Origin of the sequence: Priestia megaterium, from assembly GCF_023824195.1 — a bacterium.
Lineage (GTDB): Bacteria > Bacillota > Bacilli > Bacillales > Bacillaceae_H > Priestia > Priestia megaterium_D.
Window position 1 is genome coordinate 5024178 of the sequence record NZ_CP085442.1, and the last position, 20929, is coordinate 5045106.

21 protein-coding genes are annotated in these 20929 nt (G+C 38.5%); 1 reads left to right on the forward strand and 20 read right to left on the reverse strand.

Annotated elements, in window-relative coordinates; all coding sequences use genetic code 11:
• Positions 1–28: 28 nt before the first annotated feature.
• The 16 genes from rpiB to LIS78_RS26215 all read right to left on the reverse strand — a co-directional run bounded on the left by rpiB (position 29) and on the right by LIS78_RS26215 (position 13401).
• On the reverse strand, positions 29–490 hold the full coding sequence (gene rpiB / locus LIS78_RS26140; RefSeq protein WP_195781566.1) for a ribose 5-phosphate isomerase B: 462 nt from the start codon (positions 488–490) through the stop codon (positions 29–31).
• An 80-nt stretch (positions 491–570) separates the two neighbouring features.
• Complete coding sequence (locus LIS78_RS26145) at positions 571–999, reverse strand: low molecular weight protein arginine phosphatase (protein WP_025752493.1); 429 nt, start codon at positions 997–999, stop codon at positions 571–573.
• A gap of 50 nt (positions 1000–1049) precedes the next feature.
• The gene (locus LIS78_RS26150; protein ID WP_209150778.1) at positions 1050–1205 is read right to left on the reverse strand and encodes a hypothetical protein; all 156 of its coding nucleotides are present in this window, start codon (positions 1203–1205) and stop codon (positions 1050–1052) included.
• A 24-nt stretch (positions 1206–1229) separates the two neighbouring features.
• Positions 1230–1790 (reverse strand): manganese efflux pump MntP, encoded by a 561-nt coding sequence (locus tag LIS78_RS26155; protein ID WP_195781564.1) that lies wholly within the window; start codon positions 1788–1790, stop codon positions 1230–1232.
• 67 nt (positions 1791–1857) lie between these two features.
• Complete coding sequence (locus LIS78_RS26160; RefSeq protein WP_195781563.1) at positions 1858–2898, reverse strand: L-threonylcarbamoyladenylate synthase; 1041 nt, start codon at positions 2896–2898, stop codon at positions 1858–1860.
• Positions 2899–3090: 192 nt separating this feature from the next.
• Positions 3091–3537 (reverse strand): GNAT family N-acetyltransferase, encoded by a 447-nt coding sequence (locus LIS78_RS26165; RefSeq protein ID WP_195781562.1) that lies wholly within the window; start codon positions 3535–3537, stop codon positions 3091–3093.
• A gap of 85 nt (positions 3538–3622) precedes the next feature.
• Positions 3623–4516 (reverse strand): stage II sporulation protein R, encoded by an 894-nt coding sequence (gene spoIIR / locus LIS78_RS26170; RefSeq protein WP_209150780.1) that lies wholly within the window; start codon positions 4514–4516, stop codon positions 3623–3625.
• Positions 4517–4637: 121 nt separating this feature from the next.
• Positions 4638–5489, reverse strand: a complete 852-nt coding sequence (prmC, locus tag LIS78_RS26175; RefSeq protein ID WP_195781560.1) for a peptide chain release factor N(5)-glutamine methyltransferase — start codon at positions 5487–5489, stop codon at positions 4638–4640.
• A complete protein-coding gene (gene prfA, locus LIS78_RS26180) occupies positions 5489–6556 on the reverse strand; it encodes a peptide chain release factor 1 (protein ID WP_013059820.1) in 1068 nt (355 codons plus the stop codon). The genes prmC and prfA overlap by 1 nt, the downstream gene beginning before the upstream one ends.
• Positions 6557–6694: 138 nt before the next feature.
• Entirely contained in the window at positions 6695–7309 is a 615-nt protein-coding gene (locus tag LIS78_RS26185; protein ID WP_153252841.1) for a thymidine kinase, read from the reverse strand.
• Between the two features lie 204 nt (positions 7310–7513).
• Positions 7514–7714 carry a 50S ribosomal protein L31 gene (gene rpmE / locus LIS78_RS26190; protein WP_013085477.1) on the reverse strand — a complete coding sequence of 67 codons (201 nt, stop codon included), beginning with the start codon at positions 7712–7714 and terminating at the stop codon, positions 7514–7516.
• A gap of 154 nt (positions 7715–7868) precedes the next feature.
• Positions 7869–9143 carry a transcription termination factor Rho gene (rho, locus tag LIS78_RS26195; RefSeq protein ID WP_013059823.1) on the reverse strand — a complete coding sequence of 425 codons (1275 nt, stop codon included), beginning with the start codon at positions 9141–9143 and terminating at the stop codon, positions 7869–7871.
• 525 nt (positions 9144–9668) lie between these two features.
• Positions 9669–10955 (reverse strand): UDP-N-acetylglucosamine 1-carboxyvinyltransferase, encoded by a 1287-nt coding sequence (gene murA / locus LIS78_RS26200; RefSeq protein ID WP_195781559.1) that lies wholly within the window; start codon positions 10953–10955, stop codon positions 9669–9671.
• Between the two features lie 207 nt (positions 10956–11162).
• The gene (fsa, locus tag LIS78_RS26205; protein ID WP_013059825.1) at positions 11163–11807 is read right to left on the reverse strand and encodes a fructose-6-phosphate aldolase; all 645 of its coding nucleotides are present in this window, start codon (positions 11805–11807) and stop codon (positions 11163–11165) included.
• Positions 11808–11944: 137 nt separating this feature from the next.
• Complete coding sequence (locus LIS78_RS26210; protein WP_195781557.1) at positions 11945–12802, reverse strand: class II fructose-bisphosphate aldolase; 858 nt, start codon at positions 12800–12802, stop codon at positions 11945–11947.
• Between the two features lie 224 nt (positions 12803–13026).
• Positions 13027–13401, reverse strand: a complete 375-nt coding sequence (locus LIS78_RS26215) for a response regulator (protein WP_252285370.1) — start codon at positions 13399–13401, stop codon at positions 13027–13029.
• Positions 13402–13638: 237 nt separating this feature from the next.
• Between LIS78_RS26215 and LIS78_RS26220 the strand changes: the two genes are divergently transcribed.
• Positions 13639–14169 (forward strand): DUF2529 family protein, encoded by a 531-nt coding sequence (locus tag LIS78_RS26220; protein ID WP_195781556.1) that lies wholly within the window; start codon positions 13639–13641, stop codon positions 14167–14169.
• 39 nt (positions 14170–14208) lie between these two features.
• On the opposite strand, the gene pyrG is transcribed toward LIS78_RS26220, so the two are convergent.
• The 4 genes from pyrG to LIS78_RS26240 all read right to left on the reverse strand — a co-directional run bounded on the left by pyrG (position 14209) and on the right by LIS78_RS26240 (position 20904).
• Positions 14209–15816 carry a CTP synthase gene (pyrG, locus tag LIS78_RS26225; protein ID WP_013059829.1) on the reverse strand — a complete coding sequence of 536 codons (1608 nt, stop codon included), beginning with the start codon at positions 15814–15816 and terminating at the stop codon, positions 14209–14211.
• Positions 15817–16136: 320 nt separating this feature from the next.
• Positions 16137–16670 carry a DNA-directed RNA polymerase subunit delta gene (gene rpoE, locus LIS78_RS26230; protein WP_195781555.1) on the reverse strand — a complete coding sequence of 178 codons (534 nt, stop codon included), beginning with the start codon at positions 16668–16670 and terminating at the stop codon, positions 16137–16139.
• Between the two features lie 350 nt (positions 16671–17020).
• The gene (gene icmF, locus LIS78_RS26235) at positions 17021–20263 is read right to left on the reverse strand and encodes a fused isobutyryl-CoA mutase/GTPase IcmF (protein WP_209150782.1); all 3243 of its coding nucleotides are present in this window, start codon (positions 20261–20263) and stop codon (positions 17021–17023) included.
• Positions 20260–20904, reverse strand: a complete 645-nt coding sequence (locus LIS78_RS26240; RefSeq protein WP_014457745.1) for a TetR/AcrR family transcriptional regulator — start codon at positions 20902–20904, stop codon at positions 20260–20262. The genes icmF and LIS78_RS26240 overlap by 4 nt, the downstream gene beginning before the upstream one ends.
• Positions 20905–20929: the final 25 nt, after the last annotated feature.

Below are 20929 nucleotides of genomic sequence, written 5' to 3' on the forward strand. Positions count from 1 at the left end.
TTCCTTTCTTTCATTGAATACGTTCACATTATACAGTTACTGTTGCATCGCTTTGCTGCTCGTACTGTTTAATTTTATTCACGCGATTTTCATGTCGACCGCCTTCAAATTCTGTCATTAACCAAATTTTCGCAATTTCACGTGCAAGTCCCGGCCCAATGACACGTTCACCCATTGCCAGAATGTTGCTATCATTATGTTCTCTTGTCGCTTTTGCACTGAACGTATCATGCACTAGAGCGCAGCGAATTCCTTTTACTTTATTAGCTGCTATACTCATACCGATGCCTGTTCCACAAATAAGAATGCCTCGACTTACTTCTTGGCTCGCCACTTTTTGAGCAACAGGAAGTGCATAATCCGGATAGTCTACAGACGCTGTGCATTCACACCCTAAATCCACATATTCAATATTTAATTCTTCCATTAAAGAGATAATTTCCTGTCGCAAATTTATACCGCCGTGGTCAGATGCAATAGCTATTTTCATCTTTGTTTCCTCCTCATACATACCTTCGTCTTATATTAAATTTCTGTTCATTTTAATCCAGCAAAAATTTATGGGACCTTCTATAATTTGTCGACTATTTTGTTAATCATACGCTCTAACTCTTCTAAAGTCTGTTCGTACGTCTGTAATGATCCGCCAAACGGATCAGATACTTCACCTTGCTCGTCGGCAAATTCTTTTAGCGTAAATAATTTATCACTTACGTATGGAGCTTGGTTCAAAATCAACATTTTATGCTGCTCCGTCATCGTAAAAATATAAGTAGCCCACATCAATTGTTCTTCCGTTAATGCTGCCGAAGCATGAGAACAAGCTATGCCTTTCTGGTGAAGGGCAACTTGTGCATGAACAGAAGCTTCACTTCCATTTGAAGCGAATACGCCTGCAGACTTCACGTTTATTCCATCTATCTCTTTAGCTTTGAGCAACGCTTCTGCCATAGGGCTGCGGCACGTGTTTCCTGTACATACAAATAAGATGTTTTTCAAGATACATCCTCCCTTGCTTTCACTATGTTCGACTATGTTGATATTCCACCCTATTGTATCTCTATTGCTTGCATAAATCCAGTTAGCTTTTCTGGGTATTTTTTATCCATTATCGCTTCATCCATCTCAAAAAAACGACTTCGCTTTCCTTCTTTTATCGCTACAATCCAAAAGAAGCAAAAAAAGACCATAACCTGCATGGTCATGATCCTTTACCTATTTATATATAGTTAAAAAGGTAGTAACAATTTGATTCCGAAAGCTAATAAAATGCTCCCGCCCAGTGCCTCACTATATGAACCAAGCCAACCTTGTACTCTTCTGCCTAGCAGCAGTCCTAACCAAGTTAATAGCATACTCACTACGCCAAAAACAATAATGGTCAAAAACGTTCTTGCCCCAAAAATACCTAAGCTAAGTCCAACAGAAAAACTATCTAGACTCACGCTGAGCGCAAAAAATAACAGTCCAAAGCCAACTGGTTTGATAAACGGCGTATCGTCATGCTTAAAGGAGGAATAAATCATCTGCGTCCCAAGAATCAGCAATAAAATTCCACCGCCATAGGTAGCAAACATTCCAAGTTTATCAGACAAAAGTCGTCCAATAAACATGCCTAACAGCGGCATCCAAATATGAAATACACCGATAACAACACCAATGTAGAAAATTTGGCGAAAGCGTAAACGAATTAATCCCATTCCCAAACCAACTGAGAAAGCATCCATTCCTAAGGCAAACGCCATAATGACTAACGTGATCATTTCACTAATTAACTGAGATACATTCATCTTTACCCTCCTCGGACGTGCTCCTATTTCAAAATATGCACATTCGAAAAGGTTTAGAAGATGAATTTTATTGCTTAATCACATGATGTCCTGCAGCTTTCATTAATCGATTCATAACGGCATGACCGACTCCTTCTTCAGAAAAACTTTCACTAACGATAATATCTACATCGCACTCATTAAATGAACGAAGCGACTCGTATAAGTGGCTAGCAACCGTCTCTAAATTTGAACGAGATCCACATGTGATAACCGCATCCGCTTTATACGCATCTTCATGTTCAGACGTCGTTAATACCCCCACTCGCTTACCCTGATCTTTATAGCGATCAATAATAGATTGGAAAAAATCTGAACTGCCGTCAACAATGACAAGCGGTGCATCAGGTGCGTAATGCGTATATTTCATACCTGGAGATTTTGGCGCTTCTTTATCACTTATTAACGCTCGATCTACTTTTACGGGACCAATGACATTTTCCAACTCTTTCTGAGTAATGCCGCCCGGCCGTAAAATGATAGGAATCTCTTCCGTACAATCAAGGACAGTCGACTCTACTCCTACCCCTGTTGCTCCTCCATCTACAACTCCGCTAATACGCCCTTCTAAATCATTCATCACATGATGAGCTAGAGTGGGACTTGGCTTGCCGGAAAGGTTTGCACTAGGAGCTGCGATAGGCAAAGCCACTTTTTTTAATAATGCGAGGGCTACCGGATGTGATGGCATTCTCACTGCAATGCTGTTTAAACCAGCCGTAACCTTATCTGAAACTCGATCTTTTTTGGGTAATATTACTGTAAGAGGACCCGGCCAAAAAGCATCGATCACCTTCTTTGCTTTTGAAGGAATCGACTCTACAAATGTATGAAGCTGCTCTTTATCTCCAATATGAACAATAAGAGGGTTATCACTAGGACGTCCTTTCGCTGCAAAAATTTTATCCACAGCTTTATCCGATGTTGCATCTCCTCCTAATCCATACACCGTCTCTGTAGGAAAAGCAACCACTTCGTGATTGCGCAGCAAATCTGCTGCTTCTTCTATCTGTGGATAAATATCTTTTTCGTTCGTAAAATTATCCACAACCCATAACTTAGTTTCCATCTTCTTCAACTCCTTTTTCTTTCTATATCTAGGTTTTTTTTACTTTAAAAGTACAATATGTATCAAAGATAGTAAAATACATGCATTCATTATATCAACAAACAAGCTTTATCCACAAAATGTGGATAAAGCTTATATTTTTGTGAATAACATTGTGGATACCCCATTAAAATGATTTATCCACATTTTCTTTTAACTAGCTGCATAAAACATCACGTAGACATCCTGAGGATTTGGTAACTTTTTTAAATAAGAATGTTCTTTTAACAACTCAGGCAGTGCACTGTAAGATGTTTGCTGAAAATTCATCATTTGAAAAAAATGTAGAGAAGATGCCTTATTTGTTAGTAAATATAGTTGCTTCACGCCATGCTTTTGAGCCAGCTGGACGATGCTTTTAAATAGCAGCAGAATATCAGATTGTATTAAAGAAGGTGACACGACAAGGGAGCGGAGAATTCCATCCACACCTTCTTTTTCAAACCCAACTGTTGCTAGCAGCTCGCCTTCTTCATTTTCCATTATGACAAATTGATGAATATGCTCTTCCACACCTGCTGTGCTGATGCCCGCTTTTTGTAAAAACTGTTGAATTCGAATATAATCACTTTCACTGGCAATTTTTAATTGTTCTCTCATTTTAATCACCTCAACTTGTTTTCTAGTAACAAATCTATGAGATGATTAAAAAAAGTAGAACTGAATTTTATTTTTAATGATTCTATTAATTAAATACTGACGATACCCATTCTACTACAAAAAACTTAACTTCTACAGAATCTTCTTTTGATTTAGAATCAGCTTTTTTCTTAGATGAAACAGACTTTTCAGCTTCTTTAATTTCCTTTTTTTCAGCCTTAGCACTTGTTTCTTCCTTTACTGTGCCGCTTGTATCTTTTGCAATTGCTTCTTTGGAAGATACTGTTGGTTGAGAAGGTTCCTCAGCTTTCTGCTCAATAGAATCCGATGTAATAGTTGCAGATTGGATTTCTGTTTTCACTGCGGGTTCTTTACTTTCAGCCGATTTGTCATCTGTTTTGTCTGCAGATTTTGATTCAGAAGCTCCTGGTTTCTCTTTTTCTTCCTTTGGCTCTTCTTCAGATGGCTCTGGCGCTTTTACCGCTTCACCGTTTGAGAAATCTAAGAAGCATAAAGGAGGAAATAGTACACACCACCAGTTTGCTCCCTCTCCTTTGCCAAGAGTAATAAGCACGGCTTCATACTCACCTGCTGGATATAAAAACTGACCGTACAACTTAGTAGGAAACTCTACTTTTCCGAATTTAACATGAACAGATTCATTTACGCCTTCTTCTTTTAGCACTTCTTTCGCAATTGTTTCAAGCGCCGGCAAATTTTCTTTAATTGTTTTTCGAGCTACAGTTACAGATGTTAAATCTTTTACCCATTCTGTAATTTGTTCGTTCACGCGGTCACGAATCAGACGTTTTACGTACTGATCTTTTTCACCGTCGCTGTTCGCTAAAATGCGCAGTCGAATTGCCTCGTCTGGAATGACTGCAGGCTGATCTGCCTGCACTTGGTTATGTGTATATATAAGTTGAGCATTTGCTCCAATAATTAATAAAATAAAATAAATGATAGCATATTTCTTCATTTCGGCCACCGCCCTTTCATAGGAACAGTATGGCCGAAAGCAAGATATCTTAAACTAGTAATTTAGTAAAAAAATGCATGATTTTCAAAAATCAAAGGGAAAATCATTCCCTCTGATTTTTTTAGTTCTCGCGAAGTTGTGCAAAAACCATTCGATCTTTTCCATTAATATCATATACACATTCTACAAAAGCTGTCGGAAACGTTTTTTGCAGCATCTCAGCTACATCTTTTGTCTGTCCGGCCCCGACTTCAAATCCAATAATACTATTTGACTTCGTCACATATGGCAACTCTTCCATGAAACGTCGATAAAAATCCAGGCCATCTTTTCCACCAAAAAGAGCTCGGTTTGGCTCATGATCTTTTACCACTGTGGACAACTCATCATCTGCTGGAATATAAGGCGGATTAGACACAATTACATCAAATTTCTGATTCGATGATAGAAATGGTTGTAATAGATCTCCCTGTATAAACGTGACAGCAGCGTCCAGGTTTTGAGCATTTTCTTTGGCTACGCTTAAAGATTCTATAGCTATATCGGTTGCTGTAACTTCCACTCTGTCAAGCTCCAAAGCTAAAGTGATAGCAATCGCCCCACTTCCCGTTCCAATATCTACAAGCTCAATAGGCTGGTGTTGAAATTCTTTTTTTATTCGAGAAATCATTCCGTATACCAGCTCTTCTGTTTCGGGTCTTGGAATTAATACATGTTCGTTTACAATAAATGAACGCCCGTAAAATTCTTCTGTCCCGATTAGATATTGTACAGGCATACCTGCTTTATGAGCATGGACATCTTGTTCAAATCTTTTTAGAATTTCTTCTTCTAGTTCTTCCTGCAGAGCTCCTAGCAAATGAGTTCTCGTCATCTGTAAGTGGTGGCGAAGCAAGAGTTCTCCCGCGTTTTCATCTCGCTTTGCCTCTTTCAAAAAAGAAGAAGCCCACTTAAGGGCTTCAAATACTTTCATTAGTTCGAATCTTCCATTCGGCGCGCTTGGTCTTCCATTACTAATGCATCGATGATTTCATCAAGCTTGCCTTCTAAGATTTGATCTAGCTTTTGAATCGTTAGACCAATACGGTGGTCCGTTACGCGATTTTGCGGGAAGTTATACGTACGGATACGCTCAGAGCGATCTCCTGATCCAACTGCTTGTTTGCGCGTTGCATCGTACTCTGCTTGTGCTTCTCGCTGAAACTTATCGTACACGCGAGCACGCAATACTTTCATTGCTTTTTCTTTATTTTTAATCTGAGACTTTTCATCTTGACAGGATACCACTGTATTTGTTGGTAAATGTGTTAAACGAACGGCTGACATCGTCGTATTAACACTTTGGCCTCCAGGTCCACTTGAAGCAAATGTATCTACACGGATGTCTTTTTCATGAATGTCCACTTCAACTTCTTCCGCTTCAGGAAGACATGCTACCGTTGCTGTAGATGTATGAATACGACCTCCTGATTCTGTTTCAGGAACTCGTTGAACACGGTGTGCACCGTTTTCAAATTTCATCTTTGAGTACGCACCTTTACCGTTAATCATAAAGATAATTTCTTTATAACCGCCTACTCCAGTAGTCGTTGCTTCCATTACTTCTGTTTTCCAGCCTTGTGATTCAGCAAAGCGCGAATACATGCGGTACAAATTAGCTGCGAATAATGCTGCTTCATCTCCACCAGCCGCTCCACGAACCTCCATGATTACGTTTTTATCATCGTTTGGATCTTTTGGAATTAATAAAATACGTAGCTTTTCAACTAGCTCTTCTTGCTGCGTTTCTAACTCGGCAATTTCTTCTTTTACCATGTCACGCATATCTGCATCAAGCTTATCTTCAAGCATCGTTTTCGCTTCTGATAACTGCTCTTTTACATCTTTGTATTCCTGATAAGCGGCTACCGTTTGTTGTATATCTGATTGTTCCTTCGAATATTCTCTCAACTTAGAGGGGTTGTTTACGATCTCAGGGTCACTCAGAAGTTCGTTTAACTTCTCATAGCGCGCCTCTACCGCTTCTAAACGATCAAACACGTCATTCACCTCATTCTTTATCCATAACATTGTAATTATAGTATAGCTTTAAAATAGAGTCAAAACCTTGTTAATACACGTATATGAACAAAAAAACAGAACTGCGCGTTCTGTTTTTATCATCATAAAATTCTTGCTTTATTTTTCGACCATTTCGCTTGAGTCCACAGACACAGCTTGTCCTTTAGACTTTTGCACAACGTGGCAATGACGACATCTTGGTTCGTACGATTCAGACGCACCGACTAAAATAATAGGGTCGTCATAAGAAGCAGGCTCACCGTTAATCAAACGCTGCGTACGGCTCGCAGGAGAGCCACATGAAGCGCACACGGCCTGTAGCTTTGTTACCGATTCTGCAATAGCCATTAACTGCGGCATTTGTCCAAAAGGTTCACCTTTGAAGTCTTGGTCTAACCCTGCTACAATCACACGAAAGCCTTGATCTGCTAAAGATTGAACAATTTCTAAAATATCTGTGTCAAAAAACTGTACTTCGTCTATCGCTACTACGTCTGTCTCTTCATTTACTCGCTTTAAAATATCGCGCGATGCCGAGATTGAATAAGCCATAACAGATGTACCATTATGCGAAACGACAGCTTCTTCGCTATATCGATTATCAATTGCAGGCTTGAACACTTGTGCCTTTTGTTTAGCAAACTGCGTACGGCGCACACGTCGAATCAACTCTTCTGATTTCCCTGAAAACATACTGCCACAAATTACTTCTATCCAACCACTTTGTTTCATTACGTACACCACTGCGGGACTCTCCCTTCTTCTCGTTCCGTTTCTGAGCGAACCGCTACTAACTTAATCTACGTCTTCTATGTAGATCTTATTCCTATGATAAAGTACCCACTTTTTTATCAAGCAGACACTGTTTTTCTACTTTTATAAGCAAAAAAACAGGCAAGAAGTTAAGCTACTTGCCTGTTTGTTTCGACAATTTGATTATTTAAGACCGTATTTTTTGTTGAAGCGATCAACACGGCCACCAGCTTCAGCGAATTTTTGACGACCAGTGTAGAATGGGTGACATTCAGAACAAGTCTCAACGCGGATCTCTTCTTTTACAGAACCACTTTCAAATTCGTTTCCGCAAGTACATTTAACCATAACTGTTTTATAGTTTGGATGAATTCCTGTTTTCATTCGTTTCATCTCCTTCCGCCCTGAATCATTCTGAAACAGAGTTTATTGATAAAGATAGTGATGAAATAATAACTATTTCACTGTGTACTTTATCAACACACATGATGAAATTATAACAAGGGTTGTATGCTTTTGCAACCACATGTTTTATAACTTATCGTTTATTTGCTAGAAGTGTTTTTTTCTCTTCCGTTAACATCGAAAAGAACTCTTCATTTGTCTTTGTTTGACGTAAACGTTTTAAGAATTTTTCTGCAAAATCAGGAGCATCTGCCATTGATTTACGAATTGCCCATAAGTGGTCTAAATGCTCTTTTGGAATTAACAGCTCTTCTTTACGTGTGCCTGAGCGACGAATGTCAATCGCAGGGAAGATACGTTTTTCAGCTAGTGAACGATCTAGATGCAGTTCCATGTTACCTGTACCTTTAAATTCTTCATAAATAACATCATCCATACGAGAGCCTGTATCAATTAAGGCTGTTGCTAGAATGGTTAAGCTGCCTCCATCTTCAATGTTACGAGCAGCTCCAAAGAATCGTTTTGGACGGTGAAAAGCAGCCGGGTCAATACCCCCTGATAGTGTACGACCGCTCGGTGGAATAACTAAGTTATAAGCACGAGCAAGTCTTGTGATGCTATCCATCAAAATGACAACATCTTTTTTGTGTTCGACTAATCTCATCGCACGTTCAAGGACAAGTTCCGCTACTTTAATGTGGTTTTCTGGCACTTCGTCAAATGTAGAACTTACAACATCACCGTCAACCGAACGCTCAATGTCCGTCACTTCCTCAGGACGCTCATCAATAAGAAGGACAATCAATTCTGCATCAGGATGATTCGTTGTAATGCTATTGGCAATTTCTTTTAACAGCATCGTTTTACCTGCTTTTGGCGGCGCGACAATTAGTCCCCTTTGCCCAAACCCAATCGGTGAAATCAAGTCAATAATACGCGTAGAGAAACTTCTTGGCTGAGTTTCCAGCAGCATTTGCTCATTTGGATAAATCGGCGTTAGCGCTGGAAAATGCACGCGATCTTTTGACGTTTCTGGATCTTCTCCGTTTACTGCTTCTACATGTAATAATCCGTAGTAGCGCTCATTTTCTTTTGGAGGACGAACTTTCCCCGATACCTTGTCTCCATTACGCAGATCGAAGCGACGAATTTGTGAAGCTGAGATATAAATATCTTCTGAACTCGGTGAATAGTTAATTGGTCGTAAGAAACCGAATCCTTCTGACTGAATAATTTCAAGAACGCCTTCCATAAATAAAAGCCCATCTTGTTCAGCTTGAGCCTTTAAAATAGCAAAGACAAGTTCTTTTTTCGTTAATTTACTATAGTACGAAACTTTATACTCACGAGCATGTTCATATAGCTCTTTTAATTTCATATTTTCTAAACTGGATAATGTTAAGTTCATTAGGACACCACGCTTTATAATGAATAATTTTTAACCGTTCCTCCCATATTAAATTCAAATATAAAATTGAGAGATGATATGGATGGAATAAATCTGTGAAAATGGAGAATATAACCTTTGAAGTATAATAAGTAGAATCAATTGATTAACTATACACTTTTAGAAGAATAATTCCGACATAAAACCATTTATATTATCTTGATAAATTTAACGTAGCAATTTATATTCTAACCTTTTTCTATCTTTTTAATCAATCTTTTTTTACTTTAGAAGATGAATAAAAAAAAGGAAATTTAATAGCTTACGAGAAGCGAGGAAAACCTTTTCATAATTTCACATTAAAGGAAATAAACTGGACGTTAAAATAAGAAGTGAAATTTATCTTTTAGCTTCCCTTTTTATCTATTTACCCTATTCATAAATATATAAGCTACACAGACATAGAAGAACGCTCCTACGCCTGTGTAGCTTATTAAAAAGCTCATTTCTAAACTTTGCTTTCATGACTGTGGCACCGATTTGCCTCTATGAATTTTGAAATTGCTCAATTTCCTCTTGAGTCATCTCTTCACGCCAAATCATTGCCCCTAAATCCGATAGCTTGTCTACTAAATGACTGTAACCTCGGTCAATGTGCTCTAAACCCGTTACCTCTGTAATCCCTTTGGCCATTAAGCCAGCGGTTACGAGAGCTGCTCCTGCTCGTAAGTCCGACGCTTTCACACGTGCACCTTGTAAGTGAATGGGACCATTAATAATAGCAGAACGTCCTTCTACCTTAACAGATGCATTCATTCGTCTCAGCTCGTCAATATGCTTAAACCTTGCACCGTAAATTGTATCCGTCACAACGCTTGTACCAGACGCTCTTGTTAGAAGCGTCGTAAATGGCTGCTGTAAATCAGTGGGAAAACCTGGATATACTAGCGTCTTAATATCTACGGGCTTCAATAGTTGACGAGTCGCTACAAGAATCTGATCTGAGCTTGTTTCGATATGAATACCCATCTCACGCATTTTAGCCGTTAATGACTCCAAATGCTGGGGGATGACGTTGTCAACAATAACTTCTTTCCCCATACTCGCTCCCATGATCATATATGTGCCTGCTTCAATTCGGTCTGGAATGATGGAATGACGGCACCCTTTTAATTGATCTACTCCATCAATTCGAATAACATCCGTACCTGCACCTTTAATACGGGCACCCATACTTGTCAGTAACGTAGCTACATCAATAATTTCAGGCTCTTTAGCAGCATTCTCAATAACGGTACGCCCTTTTGCTCTTACAGCAGCGAGCATAATATTGATTGTTGCTCCTACGCTAACAACGTCTAAATAAATTCGAGCACCAATCAGTTCATCAGCTCGAAGGTAAATAGCTCCTTGCTCATTTGTTACTTTAGCGCCAAGAGCTTCAAAGCCTTTAATGTGCTGATCGATTGGTCTAGGACCAAGGTAACAGCCTCCTGGAAGCCCAACTACCGCTTTTTTAAAGCGTCCCAACATTGCCCCCATTAAATAATAAGAAGCGCGTAATTTTTTTACTTTTCCGTTCGGTAAAGGCATTGCAACCATTCCGGATGGATCTACTGTTAATTCGTCGTTATCAATGGTTACTTTCCCACCAATTTCTTCAACTAAATCCCCTAATAACTGCACGTCTGAAATATCGGGCAGACCTTCAATTGTAACAGGTGACTCGGCTAAAATTGTTGCTGGAATAAGCGCAACGGCACTATTTTTAGCACCACTGACGCGGACGGATCCACTTAAGGTAAAGCCACCTTGTATTTTTAACTTTTCCATTTATAGCTCCCTTCTAGTGAAAGAAAGTTTCTCACCTAGTAATTGAGGAAAATTTTGGTACAAAGAATACCTAAAAGAATGGTTATTTTTCCTATTACCTACTAGTGTACACGAAAATGAAAAAATCATGTATAGTTTCGACAAGATAAAAGAAAAATATGGCATTCACCTGTCAGGATGGTAAATGCCACACAAATTTATACATGTTTAGACATTTCGTTTTTCCCAATCTGCTAAAAATTGGTCAATTCCTGCATTTGTTAACGGATGTTTGAACAATTGCATTAAAACTTTGTAAGGAATTGTCGCAATATGTGCTCCATTTTTTGCAGCTTCTGTTACGTGCATCGGATGACGAATAGATGCTGCAATAATTTCTGATGGAATGTCATGAATCGCAAAAATATCTGCGATATCTGAGATTAAATCGAGGCCATTAAAACCAATATCGTCTAACCTTCCCAAGAAAGGCGATACGTAAGTAGCACCTGCTCTTGCTGCCATTAACGCTTGGTTAGCTGAGAAAATAAGCGTTACGTTTGTCTTAATACCTAAACTAGTAAATTCTTTTACTGCTTTTAAGCCATCTGGAGTCATCGGTACCTTGATTGTAATATTCGGCGCAATCGCAGCAAGCTCTTTTCCTTCGCGAATCATGCCTTCTGCATCAAGCGCAATCACTTCTGCACTTACAGATCCTTCAACGAACTCTGTAATTTCACGAAGACGATCTTCAAACGTGATGTTCTCTTTAGCTACTAAACTAGGATTTGTTGTAACCCCCGCTAACAAACCTAATGAATGCGCTTCCTTAATCTCGTCTAAATTAGCCGTATCAATAAAAAACTTCATGAATGCCATCCCCCTGTGTTATGTATTCAGAATGATAAGAAAATTATAGTAAAAATAAAACCGCCTTACAATAAAAATAAGACGGTTTTATTTTTCAGACTCAACTAACTGCAAACAGGTAATCCAAAGATTTCAAATTATGCTTTGTTAGAAGAACCGAATTCACGCATTTTACCTTGAACCGTTTCTTTGATTGCATCGCGAGCAGGTCCTAAGTATTTACGTGGATCATATTGTTCAGGTTGCGCAGCTAATACTTCACGAACAGTTTTAGCTGAAGCAATTTGGTTTTCAGTGTTTACGTTGATTTTAGCAGTACCTAAAGAAACTGCTTTTTGGATATCTTTTGTTGGGATACCAGTTCCACCGTGTAGAACTAATGGTAAACCTGTACGATCTCCGATTTCTTTCATTTCAGCAAAACCTAGGTTTGGTTCACCTTTGTATGGTCCGTGAACTGATCCTAATGCTGGAGCTAAGCAATCGATACCTGTGCGGTTAACAAGTTCTTCACACTCGTTAGCATCTGCATAGATAACGCCCTCAGCAATAACGTCGTCTTCTTGTCCACCAACAGTTCCTAGTTCTGCTTCTACAGATACTCCGTGGAAGTGAGCTAGTTCAACTACTTTAGAAGTAATTTCAATGTTTTCCTCAAATGGGTGGTGAGAAGCATCGATCATTACAGAAGTGAATCCAGCGTGGATTGCTTTTGCACATGATTCAAAGCTTGAACCGTGGTCTAAGTGAATTGCAACTGGTACTTGAACGTCGTAATCTTCGATTAGAGCTTCAACCATTGCTACAACAGTTTTGAAACCGCCCATGTAGCGCGCTGCACCTTCAGATACACCAAGAATAACTGGAGAGTTTTCTTCTTTTGCTGCTTGAAGAATAGCTTGAGTAAACTCTAAGTTATTTAAGTTAAATTGACCTACTGCATAGCCTTGTTCTTTTGCTGTAATAAGCATTTCTTTCATTGATACTAAAGGCATATTGAAATCCTCCTTAAAATCAACCTTAGATTAGATGCTAACCAAAAGGCACACTCAAATAGTATGCTCTTGAATAGAGTGTTTCATGTAGAAACAACGCGCATCTTTACATAATAGATTGTCGAATTATGAATACAGTAATTAGGATACCAACTAACAATGAAAACAGCAACATTTTTAGGCTGATATTCAAAATTTGTTAGGATGAAAACCCTACCAAAACCTTAATTCGACTTTACTGGTATATATTCCCTAACAACTTTTCGGATTTCATCAATATCAAACGGTCTTGCAAAGTGTGTTAATGCTCCTAAATCTTTTGCTTCTTGAATCATATCCAATTCACCATAAGCGGTCATAATGATGACTTTAATCGTTTCATCGTGCTGCTTTAACCTTTTTAAAATTTCGATTCCATCCATTCCTGGAATTTTCATATCTAATAAGACAAGATCCGGTGCTTGCTCTTTTGTAATATCAATCGCCTGGAAGCCGTTCGCCGCTTGAAATGTCGTATAGCCTTCTTTTTGCAGCACTTCCGTTAATAAAATACGTATACCATACTGATCATCAACAATTAAAATTTTCTCTGCCAATATAATCCCACCTTTTATATTCCTCTTCTACAGACAAAACTAACATATGTATTTCGCCTTTAAAACAAAAATCCCTGCTAATTAGAGAAATTGTTACAAAACATAGCTTTTTTTGTCGTCCATCCAACTTCATTGCACTTTACTTTCATTGTAGCTCATTTCAAGATAGAATACAGATAGCTTTTTTCGTTATAATGTGTAGATAGACGGCTTTAGCCGCTTAAATCGAAGGGAGATTCTATGCTTAAAATTTTCACAACTCAACTTTCAGGCTTTTTTAAACGAATTGAAGAACAAGAAGAATTCCAATTTGAAGATGCTGCGCGTATTTTAGCACAGGCCTCTGTCGGAGAAGGATTTATTTATATTTATGGTGTAGAAGAAATGCACGCCATTACGCTTGAAGCACTAAGCAGTGCAGAACCTTTAAGTCAGGCAAAAGCTTTGCCTTTACATGAATTAGATCAGCTGACTAGCGTTGATCGCGTACTGCTTGTCTCTCGATTTTCAACAGATAATAAAGCAGTGGAAATAGCTGAACGTTTAAAGAAACGGGATATTCCATTCGTTAGCATTGCTGCTGTTCCTAAAGAGATAGTCGAACCTTCTTTAACAGCACTCGCAGATGCTCATATTGATACAAAATTGTTAAAGCCGCTTATTCCTGGAGAAGACGGCTCAAGATTTGGTTTTCCAGCAATGATGGTCGCTTTATACGCGTACTACGGTTTAACTTTCACATTAAAAGAAATCGTAGAAGAATATGAATAAAAAACACGCTGTCTAAAGACAGCGTGTTTTTTATTTCACTTATTTGTTTTGGCTTGACTCCATTGATGCGCGAATAAATTCTCTGAACAATGGTTGCGGTCTTGTTGGACGAGAAGTAAACTCTGGGTGGAATTGTGAAGCCAAGAACCATGGGTGGTCTTTTAGCTCTACAATTTCAATTAAACGGCCGTCTGGGCTTGTACCAGAGAAGATAAAGCCTTTCTCTTCCATTTGTTGACGGTATTCGTTATTAAATTCATAACGGTGACGATGACGCTCATATACCACTTCATCTTGATATGCTTCATATGCAAGCGTATCTTCAGACAATTTACAAGGGTACAGCCCTAAACGTAGTGTACCGCCTAGGTCCTCTACGTCTTTTTGTTCTGGTAATAAGTCGATAATTGGATAATTTGTTTCAGGTGCAATTTCCGCAGAATGTGCGCCTTCTAAACCTAATACATTACGCGCAAACTCAACTGATGCCAGCTGCATACCTAAGCAAATACCTAAGAATGGAACCTTTTGCTCACGTGCATATTGTGTTGCTACAATTTTACCTTCAATTCCACGATCACCAAATCCACCTGGAACTAAGATACCATCTACATCACCAAGTAAATCTTGAACATTTTCTTTTGTTACAAATTCAGAATTTACCCACTTGATGTTTACATCTGCATCGAATGCATATCCAGCATGTTTCATTGCTTCTACTACAGAAATATAAGCATCTTGAAGCTCTACATACTTACCAACCAATGCGATTTTTGTTGTATTTGAAAGTCCTTTTACTTTCTCAACCAGTGCTTTCCACTCAGTCATTTCTGCTTCTTTGCAATCTAATTTTAAGTGATCGCATGTGATTTGATCTAGGTGCTGCTCCTGTAAAGATAGTGGAATTTCATATAATGTTTCAGCGTCTGCACACTCAATAACCGCTTTTGGATCAATGTCGCAGAATAAAGCTAGCTTGTCTTTCATATCTTCAGAAATTGGCATTTCTGTACGAACAACGATAACATTTGGCTGAATACCTAAGCTACGTAACTCTTTTACACTATGCTGTGTTGGTTTTGTTTTCATTTCACCAGCAGCTTTTAAATATGGCACAAGTGTACAGTGGATATACATAACATTGTCACGGCCAATATCACTTTTGATTTGACGAATAGCTTCTAGGAAAGGAAGTGATTCAATATCTCCTACCGTTCCGCCGATTTCAGTAATAACAACGTCCGCATTTGTTTCTTTACCTGCACGGAAAACGCGTTCTTTAATTTCATTTGTGATGTGCGGAATAACCTGAACTGTTCCGCCTAAATAATCACCGCGACGCTCTTTTTTCAATACTGTTGAATATACTTTACCTGTTGTTACGTTGCTGTAGCGATTTAAGTTGATATCGATAAAACGCTCATAGTGACCTAAGTCTAAGTCTGTTTCCGCGCCGTCATCCGTTACGAATACCTCACCGTGTTGGTATGGACTCATTGTTCCTGGGTCTACGTTAATGTATGGATCAAACTTTTGAATCGTTACGTTCAACCCACGGTTTTTTAATAAACGGCCTAAAGAAGCTGCTGTAATCCCTTTTCCTAGAGATGATACAACACCGCCTGTTACGAAAATATACTTTGTCATCTATACTTCCCCCTCTAAATAATTTGAACTGTACAATATTAAAAGTTTTCACATAAACAATCACAATTCATTCATTGTGCATGCGAAATTATAAGAAACCTTATGAATGTGAAACGTTCAAGAACCAAAAGAAAGTTTCTATCAAGGATTTATAAGAACATATCGGGGTGTAAAATATTGATAGATAAAATAAAAAAATTGCTCCCAATACCAAAACTGGATTGGGAGCAATAGTCTATTTTAAATAAAAACTTTTTAAATGCTTGTTTAAAGAGCCCAAAAAAGATTCTACCTACTTCGCTTGAAAAAGTCAAGAAGGATTATTTTTCTTTTTCGTCCTCATAATCTTCTTCTTCGTCTTCCTCATCGTCTAGATCATCTTCTAAATCGTCAAAATCGTCTTCTGCAAGATCATCTTCATCTTCTTCTAGCTCGTCAATGTCTTCAAAATCTTCTTCTTCATCTAGATCATCAACATCTTCATAATCCAAATCTTCTTCTAAATCATCAAAATCTTCAACTTCTTCAACAACAGCTTTTTTCGCTTTTTTCTTTTTAGGTTTTGCAACTGGAATAACTTCTTCTTCAGCTTGGTCAAAAGGATACCATCCACGAAGACCCCAGTGGTTGTCCCCTACTGTTAAAAAGCGACCATCAATATTAATATCTGTATAAAACTGAGCTAATCTCGTTTTTAATTCTTGATCTGACATTTCAGCTGCTGCTTTAATTTCAGCAATAATTTCTTGGAATGACATTGCTTGACGATCTGTTTTTTCTTCTAGAAGCGCATAAGCAATCTCAATCATCGACATTTCTTTTAAATCCGTTTTTGAGTACTGTGCTAAACTCAAATCTGGCACATCCTTTCTATGGCTATGTATATCGAAAATCTATTAAATCAATTCATCATATGTGTAAATGATGGAAACGAATAAATACATACCATTCATTATAAACAAATTCAATACATTTATGCTAGCCTCGTTTCTAAAATTCTCGAGAATTTCGCATAAAACAACGAAAAAATAGACATTTTATCACTATAATACATTCTACTTAATACGCCAACAGCATCCTTTGATCAAAAGGAATTCACCATCGGTTATTCTGACTCCGTTAGGGTTAGGTCTATAAAAGCCGAGGTGACCGTTTTTTGGTCATCTCGGCTTTTAATATATCACTATATACTAACGATACATTATTACATATTTCGTCGATATTGCCCACCGCATTCATATAAAGCTCGCGTAATTTCTCCTAAGCTGGCTACTTTAACGGTCTCCATTAACTCTTTGAAAATGTTTTCTCCTTCTGTTGCAGCTTTCTTTAACCTTCTCAGCGCATCTTCTCTTTTTTCTTCATGCTGCTGTTGAAACTTCTGAAGCTGATTAATTTGATGATTTTTTTCTTCTTTTGATGCGCGGGCTAACTGCATGTCATCAACTGAGGAACTTTCCTCTTCATTTGGATTAATATACGTATTTACTCCTATAATAGGTAAAGCTCCCGTATGTTTTTGCATCTCATATTCCATCGATTCATCTTGAATCTTACCTCGCTGATACTGCATTTCCATCGCACCCAAAACACCGCCTCGATCATTTAAGCGTTGAAATTCAGCCAATACCGCTTCTTCTACCAAGTCTGTTAGTTCATCAATAATAAAAGAGCCCTGTAATGGGTTTTCATTTTTAGTTAATCCATGCTCTTTTGTAATGATTAATTGAATGGCCATCGCTCTACGTACAGATTCTTCCGTCGGTGTTGTAATTGCTTCATCATACGCATTGGTATGAAGGGAGTTGCAGTTGTCATGAAGAGCCATTAAGGCTTGCAGCGTCGTACGTATATCATTAAAATTAATTTCCTGTGCATGAAGCGATCGGCCGGATGTTTGAATATGATACTTAAGCTTTTGACTGCGTTCATTTGCTCCGTATTTATCACGCATCACAATTGCCCAGATTCTTCTCGCTACACGTCCAATAACCGTGTATTCAGGGTCAAGTCCATTACTAAAGAAAAACGATAAATTAGGAGCAAAATCATCAATGTGCATGCCTCGACTCAAGTAATATTCCACGTACGTAAAACCGTTGGCTAATGTAAACGCGAGCTGAGAAATTGGATTCGCTCCTGCTTCAGCAATATGATAGCCTGAAATAGACACAGAATAATAGTTGCGCACTTTCTCGTCAATAAAGTACTGCTGAATATCTCCCATCATTTTTAATGCAAATTCTGTGGAAAAAATACACGTATTTTGGCCTTGATCTTCTTTTAAAATATCCGCTTGAACGGTTCCTCTCACTTGTTTCAACGTACCCGCTTTTACGTCCTCGTATTCCTGTTCCGTTAAAGGACGCTTTAATTCTTCTTCTTTCTTTTCTACCTGCTGGCTGATAGCTGTATTCATAAACATTGCTAGTAATATTGGAGCCGGCCCATTAATCGTCATCGAAACAGAAGTCGAAGGGTGGCAAAGATCAAATCCTTTATATAAGAGTTTCATATCATCAAGCGTACAGACATTTACCCCGCTTTCTCCAATCTTTCCGAAGATGTCTGGCCTTGGATCAGGATTTTCTCCATAAAGCGTTACAGAGTCAAACGCTGTACTTAAACGCTTAGCCTCATCATCCTTTGACAAATAATGAAAGCGGCGATTTGTTCGTTCCGGTGTTCCTTCGCCTGCGAATTGACGTTTAGGATCTTCTCCTTTTCGTTTGAACGGAAAAACACCTGCTGTGTATGGAAATGCACCTGGCACGTTTTCTTTATAAAGAAAACGAAGAACTTCTCCATATTCTTCAACCTTTGGAAGAGCCACGCGCGGAATGCGCAATCCTGACAGCGTATCAACTTGCAGAGAGGTTTTAATTTCTTTATCTCGTATTTTTGTAATAAGTTCTTCTTGCCCATACTGACTTTTTAATTTAGGCCAGTTTTTCAGCTTTTCAATCGAATCAGCCGTTAACTGTTTTTGATATTTTTCCTTTAGCTGAGTAAGCTCTTGCTTGGCTGCTTCTGTTTCCACTTCTTGCAGAGCGCCTTCTAACTGATAAAATTTACGCGCCGTTTTCACTTGAACTTCCGTATTACTGTGATACGAGCGAACGCTGTTTACAATCTCCTGCAAATATTGCTGTTGATCATTAGGGATGATGGTATATTTCTTTTCACTTACTCTTTCTGATGATTTTTCTACGCGCCAAGAGGTACGGAACGTTTGATGCAGGTGATTTATGAGGTCTTCAAATAAAATATTTGTTCCCCCGTCGTTGAACTGGCTCGCAATAGTTCCATAAATCGGCATTGTAGAGAGATTATTTTCAAACAGCTGATGATTGCGTTGATATTGACGCTGCACTTGTTTTTTTGCGTCTTCGGAGCCTTTTTTTTCAAATTTGTTGATTACAATAAAATCTGCGTAATCAATCATTTCAATCTTTTCTAGCTGCGAAGGCGCACCAAATTCGCTCGTCATTACATAAAGAGAGACGTTTGCAATGTCTTTAACTTGTGCATCAGCTTGCCCAATGCCGCTTGTTTCGACAATAATAATGTCGAAACCCGCTTTTTTCACGACAGCAATTCCATCTCGAATGGCCGCCGATAGCTCATGTCCCGATGAACGCGTGGCCAAGCTTCTCATATACACACGAGGAGACGATGCGATGTTCATGCGAATACGATCACCAAGAAGCGCTCCTCCAGTTTTTTGTTTAGTTGGATCGACAGATAAAACAGCTACATGAATATCTGGGATATGTTCAATAAACCTTCTTACTAATTCATCCGTAAGCGAGCTTTTCCCTGCCCCTCCTGTTCCTGTGATTCCAATGACCGGTATTTTTTGATCCGTCTCGCTTTCGATTACACTTTCCCGGATTTCTTCAAGAGCAGCTGCATGCTCTTTTGTATATTCATAGGCCTCATTTTCAGCGCATGTAATAAGCTGGGCAATTAAACGGTCATTAGTCGGCGTTAAGGTTCGATCCTTTGGCAGTGCAGGGGGATTTGTATAATAACAATCATCAATCATGAATTGAATCATGCCATCTAACCCCATTTTTCGTCCATCTTCCGGAGAAAAGATCTTAGAAATACCGTAATCATGAAGCTCTTGGATCTCATTCGGAATAATTACTCCTCCTCCTCCTCCGTAAATTTTAATATGAGAAGCCTGTTGTTCTTGAAGTAAATCGTACATATATTTAAAATATTCTACATGGCCGCCTTGATAAGAAGAAATGGCAATTCCTTGAACATCCTCCTGTATGGAAGCGTTAACAATTTCTTCAACAGATCGGTTATGTCCCAGGTGAATGACTTCTACTCCCTTGGATTGAAGAATTCGCCTCATAATATTAATGGACGCATCATGGCCGTCAAACAGGCTAGAAGCGGTTAAAAAACGAAGCGGTCTTTTGCTTGTATTCAAACTGTTTCCCCCTCACACAGTTGTTGAAATGAAAAATTTTTAAGTAAAAAATCTAACTGCATATTTGTATATTCTTCTAGTGAATAATGCTTTTGCAGCCACCACCTGCGAAATGCCCACATCTGACCTTGAACAAATAAATGATGAGCAAACAGCGAGATTTCTTTATCCGTGAGTGCAAATTGATTGTTTTCTACGCAGCCTTCGATAATAACCTTAAACATTTCAACCATATCTAACTCTTTTTTCAATACGTATGGAAGCGCATCTTTCGACAGCGATTTGGCTTCTTGGTACATGACTAATACTTCATCTTGAAGCTCATCTACAACTTTGAAATAGTGCTGAATCGCTTGTTGAAGCTCAGCTATTGTATAACGATCCACTACCATCTCTTCTAATCGTTCTCTCACTTCATCGTAAATATTGTCACATACAAGATATAAAACATCTTCTTTAGATTGAATATACTCGTAAAGTGTACCGATACTGAACCCGGCGGCTTTGGCAATTTCTCTTGTTGTTGTTCGGTGAAAACCTTTTTCCTTAAATAGCGTGACGGCCCCTTTAATCATTTGATTACGACGCTCTACAATCAGCTTTTCATCTTTAATGGATGTGAGAACTTCTCTCTTTTTCATTTTTTCACCTCTCCTACAACAAGTG

Bases quoted from the DNA above. Each gene is read 5' to 3' on its own strand.
- LIS78_RS26155 (WP_195781564.1), bottom strand. From the start codon at position 1,790: ATGAATGTATCTCAGTTAATTAGTGAAATGATCACGTTAGTCATTATG.
- rpmE (WP_013085477.1), bottom strand. From the start codon at position 7,714: ATGAAAACAGGAATTCATCCAAACTATAAAACAGTTATGGTTAAATGT.
- LIS78_RS26210 (WP_195781557.1), bottom strand. From the start codon at position 12,802: ATGCCTTTAGTATCAATGAAAGAAATGCTTATTACAGCAAAAGAACAA.
- rpiB (WP_195781566.1), bottom strand. From the start codon at position 490: ATGAAAATAGCTATTGCATCTGACCACGGCGGTATAAATTTGCGACAG.
- prmC (WP_195781560.1), bottom strand. From the start codon at position 5,489: ATGAAAGTATTTGAAGCCCTTAAGTGGGCTTCTTCTTTTTTGAAAGAG.
- LIS78_RS26160 (WP_195781563.1), bottom strand. From the start codon at position 2,898: ATGGAAACTAAGTTATGGGTTGTGGATAATTTTACGAACGAAAAAGAT.
- fsa (WP_013059825.1), bottom strand. From the start codon at position 11,807: ATGAAGTTTTTTATTGATACGGCTAATTTAGACGAGATTAAGGAAGCG.
- LIS78_RS26240 (WP_014457745.1), bottom strand. From the start codon at position 20,904: ATGAAAAAGAGAGAAGTTCTCACATCCATTAAAGATGAAAAGCTGATT.
- rho (WP_013059823.1), bottom strand. From the start codon at position 9,143: ATGAACTTAACATTATCCAGTTTAGAAAATATGAAATTAAAAGAGCTA.
- LIS78_RS26220 (WP_195781556.1), top strand. From the start codon at position 13,639: ATGCTTAAAATTTTCACAACTCAACTTTCAGGCTTTTTTAAACGAATT.
- pyrG (WP_013059829.1), bottom strand. From the start codon at position 15,816: ATGACAAAGTATATTTTCGTAACAGGCGGTGTTGTATCATCTCTAGGA.
- murA (WP_195781559.1), bottom strand. From the start codon at position 10,955: ATGGAAAAGTTAAAAATACAAGGTGGCTTTACCTTAAGTGGATCCGTC.
- LIS78_RS26150 (WP_209150778.1), bottom strand. From the start codon at position 1,205: ATGACCATGCAGGTTATGGTCTTTTTTTGCTTCTTTTGGATTGTAGCG.
- spoIIR (WP_209150780.1), bottom strand. From the start codon at position 4,516: ATGAAGAAATATGCTATCATTTATTTTATTTTATTAATTATTGGAGCA.
- LIS78_RS26165 (WP_195781562.1), bottom strand. From the start codon at position 3,537: ATGAGAGAACAATTAAAAATTGCCAGTGAAAGTGATTATATTCGAATT.
- LIS78_RS26185 (WP_153252841.1), bottom strand. From the start codon at position 7,309: ATGAAACAAAGTGGTTGGATAGAAGTAATTTGTGGCAGTATGTTTTCA.